Below are 6,206 nucleotides of genomic sequence, written 5' to 3'. Positions count from 1 at the left end.
GGGGAACCCTCGATCTATCTGGTGGTTACAAAGCCGTATTTAGAAAGGCTCTGCCAAAGACAACCCTTGTAGCCGATCCATTTCACCTGATCAAGCTGGCCAACCAACGAATCGATGAAACTAGGCGTCGAGTTCAGAACGAGCTCTATGGGTCACGCGCAAGAGCAGGTGATCCTTTGTATAGAATACGACGATTACTAACTATGGCAGATGAACGATTGACTAGTTATGCCAAAGATAAGCTCGTTGGACTACTCAAAGCCGATGATCCAGGCAATGAGGTTGCTACTGCTTGGCAGGCCAAAGAGGCCCTAAGGGAGCTATATACCATTTCTGACCCGAGCCTTGCACGTAGATATGCAGACAGCCTATTTCTAGAACTTACAGGAGCTGACAATCCCAAGGAGGTGCAGCTCCTTGGGAGAACTCTTACATCTTGGAAAGAGGAGATCCTAGCCTGGCACTCTTGTCATGTCACCAATGGACCTACTGAAGCTATGAACAACTTGGTCAAGGTGACAAAGCGTGTCGCCTTTGGCATGACTAACTTCTACAACTTCCGCATTCGAACACTCCTTAGCGGTGGCAAGGTCAATTGGGACCTTCTAGCAACCGTAACACCGACATTTCGTTAATCTCCAGCGTGGCAGATAGAAAATCGTAGCCCTATCAAGATGACCATCTCTAGCTGATAGCTATCAGCTAGAGATGGTCATAGCCGAAGCCTATTGGAAGTCGAAGGTCATTGGAATGGGCAGAAAGCAAAGCGTTCTGCCCATTCCAACATTGTTCTCCTGGCAATTTTCCACAGAGTTAGTCAATCTTGGCGACGCGCAGGTCCCGATGAGGGCCAACAACCTCTCATATCAGGACCCAGGGGCTATTGCGATCTTATCCGTGGCACTTTATCGTCGCACCTGGGGCTTTAATTCAAGATAGGCCTTAGTTCAAGATGAGTCATGGATCAAGCTTGCTCTTGTATTCGAGCAGTCTCCGACAACCTAATTCACACTAAACGTGGTGATATGCCAATTCTCAGATAGTTGTAGATTCATCAAATGGGATAGATGTTCTCGTGGATGTTTGGGTTCGCCAATGGCGAACCCAAACATCCACCTTATGAGTTTTAGAGATTTCTAGTCGATAATTGATCGTCGTCCAAGGAGCCATTAGACGTGCCAACCCCTATCTCTATAGCCCAAAGCCAGAGGCTTTATCTGATTTAGATGCTTACTTTCCACCGTTAAATCCGAAGACCCGAATAAGCCGCATCAAATCACGGCTTCGACGAACAAAGAAAACTATTGGTCTATCAAGCTTCAAGATCTGAAAATTAACACCGTCATTGACTTAAAAGCCCATTTAAAAACCCAGCACGAAGCTGATTGAATGCCTTGCAATTGATTATGAATTGCCAAAGTGGCTGTAATCGCACCTTGATAATCACCACATTTATCAGGCAGGTAAAGATCCTTAGGTGTGAACCATTGCCAGCTATGTCAAAATTATCGCTCTTTTCTATGGCAAAAGAGAAATCAGAGCTTAAACTGACCAAGTCGTTGTCTTGATCGTCGGAAATTAGGCCCTCAACAGGCCAAATCTACTATCTCCTTGCGGGCGAATCCATAAAAATCCAATAGAGCTTCACAGCTCTTCAAAAGATAGTTATTCGACCTCGTCGATATCGCCTTGCTCCACGATCTCGGGATCTGACGGTTCTTTTAGGCTCATACCTCGCATTAGGATCATTCGCAAAGCGTTTGCTACCTCTAGCTGCTCTTCCTTACCAATACCCTCCACCAGTCGGCTCTCTTCGTAATTGTACGAAGGAGCTACAGCTTCGACGGTCTTTCGACCCTCGTCTGAAAGAGCTACGATAACGCGACGACGATCTTGAGAATGACCCTGCCGCACGCATAATCCACGCTTTTCGAGGGTCTTTACTACGCCTGTTAAGGTTCCCTTGGTGACACCGGCCCTACTAGCTAACCGGTTGGATTCCATGTCTCCCCATACCCAAAGGGTAAACATGACTATGAATGCCGTGAAGGACAGGTTGCACTCTCCAAGCACCTCGCGCTCCATGTGGTTACGCAATAGCGATGCAACTCTATATACATTCGACAGCACGCCAGTGGCAAAGACATCGATCTGCCTATCGCCAATTCGTGAATATATATCGCGTTCTGCAGGAGTGAGAACTATGTCGTCATCTCCGATAAATCCCCAAGCCAAACTTTTCCATCCCCAGCATGTGCCTACTATCGACCCCGCATTCGATCAGGCATTAACAGTAATCCTACAACCAAATCATCGAGAGATATCGTCCAACTTGCATCAGTCCAAACCACGCCATCAAAAACTAATTGCAAACGGGATTCCAACCCTCACAGCCAGGACAACATCTCCCTTTAACCCGATATTTGCACGTGCCTATTTCGTTAGGAAATCCTCCGGACGCTCAAATAACAAAAATGGCGGCTCGACTTCGAATACGTGCCAATGGATCATTTAGTGATTGAGGCGTCCTCCCATTTTGTGATTCCAAAGGTGAAGGTTAAAATCTCCGCCGGATCATTCACAGTAGCGCCATGCCAATGCCTCTCGCCAGGGGTAACAACCACCAACGAACCCTTTTTTACATGAGTCGGCTCTTCACCTTCAACCCCGATAATGGCGCTCTCTGAAAGAATGTAGATAAACTGCCCACCCGGATGCCGGTGCCAATTGGTCACACAATTTGGCTCATATTGAACATGAAGTATATCGCCATCGGCTGGATTTGGTGAAACTCGAAGGGCTTGAATTGCAACATCCCCACTATATCTCTCTGGTCGAATCGGAAAGGTCTCGCCAAGTTCAACGATCTTCATCTAAAAATTCTTCACAATCTAAATAAAAGTAGCATTCCAATTACAACCACGTCTATATTCTGATCGTTATTGACGACCATTCACCGACAAAACGATGTGATATTCTTCACACTATCAAATCTATCCGAAATCGATTACTACAAAAATAGCATTCCATGCACTAAATCAACCTTGTCTTCTAAGTGTCGAGCTATCAGGAACAAACGAGTATGATCATCCACAAAAGACAGAGGTTTGCCATTGCTAATCTCTTAATTGAATAAAGATGGCCAACGCCTCGGACCACCCAACCAACTAAAGTGTCCGTAGATCTTCGTCTACAAGTCTCCTCAAACTTCACTAAAATGATGATTGACACCAATTGAATGAGTTGATTATGTTAGTAAAAACTTCACTCGGACAGGATAACACGCGCCGCCAGGCCATTGTGACATCCACTCCACCCTTATGAACAAGGCTTCCATAGCCGCTCACGCGGCCCTGCCTGGTTGACGCTTCACCGGGTCGCTATGGGTGACGGCGTGCGATGTTCCTCCACATCCCAAGACCCAATGTCGGCCCTTCAGCTTTTAGCGGGGTGTCCTTGCGAGCTTTCGGCTAGTTCATCATGAGCTTGGGTATTGGAGGTAACCCGTTGAGAACGGCTCCTAACCCCTAGGTTGCGTTGTTGCTGTGCCCCCTAAGTTGCGTTGCTAGGTTCCATACGTAGCGAGCATCGAAGCAGTGGCCCTAGGTGTCAAGGGAGTTGGCATCTATTCGAATAGAATACCAACCATGCAGGGCGAGAACTTTGATCGAACACGATGAAGCCTTATCCCAAGGATCAAAAAGAAGCTGTTGTCAAGAGGCTGAGGGAGCTGTTGTCAGATCCCAATGCACCCAGAGGTGCAATCGCCGATTTGGCTAAACAAGTCCAGATACCAAAGACAACTATCTACATCTGGAATCGTGAATTAAAGGACCAGATAGATCGCCAAGATCCAACTAAGCGAACTCCAGCCAGTTTATGGAGTTCAGAGGCTAAGTTCCAAGCCGTGCTTGCAACTGCAACAATGTCTGAGTTACAACTTGGAGAATACCTTCGCACAAAGGCAATCTTGAAGGAAGAGTTAAATGACTGGCGTATTACCTGTTCAAAGGCGAACGATAAGGCTGGTGAAGCGGTATCCAAATACAGATCTGCACTAGCAAGTGAGAAGGTCAGATCAAAGAAGTTCGAGTCAGAGCTAAATAGAAAAGAAAAGGCACTCGCAGAAACTTACACATTGCTGGAGTTGCTAAGGAAAAGCCCAGGCGACCTGTCGGGGACAAAGAGGTCGAATGACCTCCCCTTCAGATCGCCTACTTGTAAGTAGAACTTATTGAGGAAGCTCATAACGGCGGAGCTAGGCTTAGACTAGCGGTCAAGGAACTTGGACTGTCACTACGTAGCTTTCAGAGATGGAAAGCTGAAGGTGACAACACCCACGACAAACGCCCCTTTGCCACTAGGGCTAAACCCAGTTTTGCTCTAGATGAATCTGAACGTCAAGAGATCTTAGATACCATGCATAAGGAGGAGTTCTCGTCACTTCCTCCAAGTCAAGTAGTTCCAGCCTTGGCCGATAAGGGAATCTATCTCGGATCGGAATCTACCTTTTATCGAATTCTTCGTGACCACAAGCAAAACAACCATAGAGGTAGAGCCAAAACAGCAGTTAAACGTGGTACTCCTAGTCATTTGGCAAATGCTCCCCTTGAAATTTGGGTAACAGATATAGAGCGCCACGAGGCGCCATTAGACCGTGTGGAGATGAAAGGACTCCACCTTGGACCTGTCGCAGCAGGTTTAATGAAGTTATGGGCAGTCTAAGCCTTCAAACGCAGGTAAAGATGGCAAGCAGCCCTGATAAAGCCGGAACAGGTCAGCACTACCAGATGATATGGGTCCGGCAAACAAGACCGAAAGGTGTACGTGAGGAACCAGCGCAGTAAAGCTTCTCAAGTAAATCCCACCAGCTCAAATCTGGTAGATATGGGCTGGGTAGCAGCGCGCATCGATGCTTTTGTATCGAGAACTCTTTAGTTGGTCGATGTCGCCAACTAAGAGGCCACGGAGAAAGCCTGCGGCGTAACCGTGGCGATGCTGCAGGGGCAAAGCTGGGCACCTAATCGGTCAAACGGTCTAAAGGTGAACGTGGGAACCATTCGAGTGGCTCCCTCTCCGGCCAGCATCCAGCTGGCAGAAGGGAAGGTTCGTTGTCGACTGATGCTAGTCGAATGGGACGGAGGGGTCGTAGTAGTCCGAGGACGGGAAAGCCGTCCACATGGTGAAGGTCCCCAGCAAAGTTATAGAAGAATCTACATAAATGGAGGACACCTGTGAATACGGGCGCATCTGGCTTTGACCTCTCGGAGGCCGAAGCCAGAGTACATCAAATGCAGACGAAGCTGTACCAATGGTCAACTAATGATAAGGAGCGTGTCTTTAGCGATTTGTATAACCTCGTCTATGACCCAGCCTTCCTCCAGGTGGCGTGGGCCAGAGTCAGAGGCAACAGAGGAGCAAGAACACCTGGCGTTGATGGAATATCACCAATTTCCATCTCTGATCCTAATGAGTTCCTAGATGAGCTTCGAAGGAGTCTGAAACAACGCCAGTTCACACCCACCCGAGTTAGAGAACGTAAGATTCCCAAAGCTTCAGGCAAAATGAGAAGTGATACGCCCCGGAAATCTTGGAGACTCCTAGTCTTGAGTTAAGGAGTCATCATTATGGCAAGAGTAAAGAAGTATTCACCCGAAGTTCGTGATCGAGCAATACGAATGGTCACGGACCATCGAGGTGAGTATCCCCCACAGTGGGCAGCTATTCAATCTGTTGCTCAGAAGCTGTAAATGACGCCCGAGACGCTACGTACTTGGGTACGTCAGGCTTCGATAGATGTCGGTGAGACTAAAGGAACAACTACTCAATGAGAGAGAGCGCACCCGTCAACTAGAGCGAGAAGTCGTAGAGCTTCGTAGAGCTAATGAGATTTTACGTGCGGCCTCGATTTTCTTTGCGACCGAGTTGGACGGTCAAAGCGCGAAGCGAAGCAAGTAATTGCTTTTATAGATTGCAATAAGCAAAAGTGGGGAGTCCAGCCGATCTGTAGGGTCTTACAGTTCGCTTCCTCGACTTATTACTCTAATAAATCACGAGTTGCCTCAGTGAGATCTATTCGTGATAAATCTCTCAAGACGAAGATAAGTAAAAATTCACAAGGACAACTACTCCGTATATGGGCTTAGGAAGCTCTGGTGTGCGCTTAAGCGCGAAGGTATCGACATCGCACGCTGCACAACAGAGCG

The 6,206-nt window shown here is 47.6% G+C and carries 9 protein-coding genes and 1 pseudogene; 7 read left to right on the top strand and 3 right to left on the bottom strand.

All coding sequences use genetic code 11. The features are described from left to right. Together AXFE_RS17235 and AXFE_RS17230 are read left to right on the top strand one after the other, a co-directional pair. Positions 1–635 (top strand): transposase (locus AXFE_RS17235; RefSeq protein WP_160291930.1); only part of this gene is annotated, 635 nt, incomplete at its 5' end. 115 nt (positions 636–750) lie between these two features. Further along, entirely contained in the window at positions 751–939 is a 189-nt protein-coding gene (locus AXFE_RS17230; RefSeq protein ID WP_152626200.1) for a hypothetical protein, read from the top strand. A 726-nt stretch (positions 940–1,665) separates the two neighbouring features. Here the strand turns inward: AXFE_RS17230 and AXFE_RS17215 are convergent. Continuing rightward, entirely contained in the window at positions 1,666–2,235 is a 570-nt protein-coding gene (locus AXFE_RS17215) for a MarR family winged helix-turn-helix transcriptional regulator (protein WP_052607141.1), read from the bottom strand. 272 nt (positions 2,236–2,507) lie between these two features. Continuing rightward, a complete protein-coding gene (locus tag AXFE_RS17210) occupies positions 2,508–2,873 on the bottom strand; it encodes a cupin domain-containing protein (RefSeq protein ID WP_052607140.1) in 366 nt (121 codons plus the stop codon). An 803-nt stretch (positions 2,874–3,676) separates the two neighbouring features. Here AXFE_RS17210 and AXFE_RS17205 point away from each other — a divergent pair. Both AXFE_RS17205 and AXFE_RS17200 read left to right on the top strand, forming a co-directional pair. Further along, positions 3,677–4,228, top strand: coding sequence for a hypothetical protein (locus AXFE_RS17205; protein WP_052607139.1), 552 nt, complete (start codon positions 3,677–3,679; stop codon positions 4,226–4,228). Between the two features lie 191 nt (positions 4,229–4,419). Further along, positions 4,420–4,725 (top strand): hypothetical protein, encoded by a 306-nt coding sequence (locus AXFE_RS17200; RefSeq protein WP_052607138.1) that lies wholly within the window; start codon positions 4,420–4,422, stop codon positions 4,723–4,725. 147 nt (positions 4,726–4,872) lie between these two features. Here the strand turns inward: AXFE_RS17200 and AXFE_RS20215 are convergent, their stop codons facing one another. Continuing rightward, a complete protein-coding gene (locus tag AXFE_RS20215; RefSeq protein ID WP_160291929.1) occupies positions 4,873–5,010 on the bottom strand; it encodes a hypothetical protein in 138 nt (45 codons plus the stop codon). Between the two features lie 224 nt (positions 5,011–5,234). Between AXFE_RS20215 and AXFE_RS17190 the strand changes: the two genes are divergently transcribed. The 3 genes and pseudogenes from AXFE_RS17190 to AXFE_RS21745 form a co-directional block, all read left to right on the top strand. Beyond that, the gene (locus tag AXFE_RS17190; protein ID WP_052607136.1) at positions 5,235–5,615 is read left to right on the top strand and encodes a hypothetical protein; all 381 of its coding nucleotides are present in this window, start codon (positions 5,235–5,237) and stop codon (positions 5,613–5,615) included. Positions 5,616–5,627: 12 nt separating this feature from the next. Further along, a pseudogene (locus tag AXFE_RS21750) lies at positions 5,628–5,841 on the top strand (transposase); the annotation flags it as partial. A 270-nt stretch (positions 5,842–6,111) separates the two neighbouring features. Next, positions 6,112–6,206, top strand: a 95-nt coding sequence (locus tag AXFE_RS21745) for an IS3 family transposase (RefSeq protein ID WP_407071697.1), incomplete at its 3' end; no start/stop codon positions are given.

This window comes from Acidithrix ferrooxidans (assembly GCF_000949295.1).
In the GTDB taxonomy this organism is placed as follows: domain Bacteria; phylum Actinomycetota; class Acidimicrobiia; order Acidimicrobiales; family Acidimicrobiaceae; genus Acidithrix; species Acidithrix ferrooxidans.
Note: the sequence above shows the minus strand (reverse complement) of the source record. Positions and strands in the feature narration are given on the sequence as shown.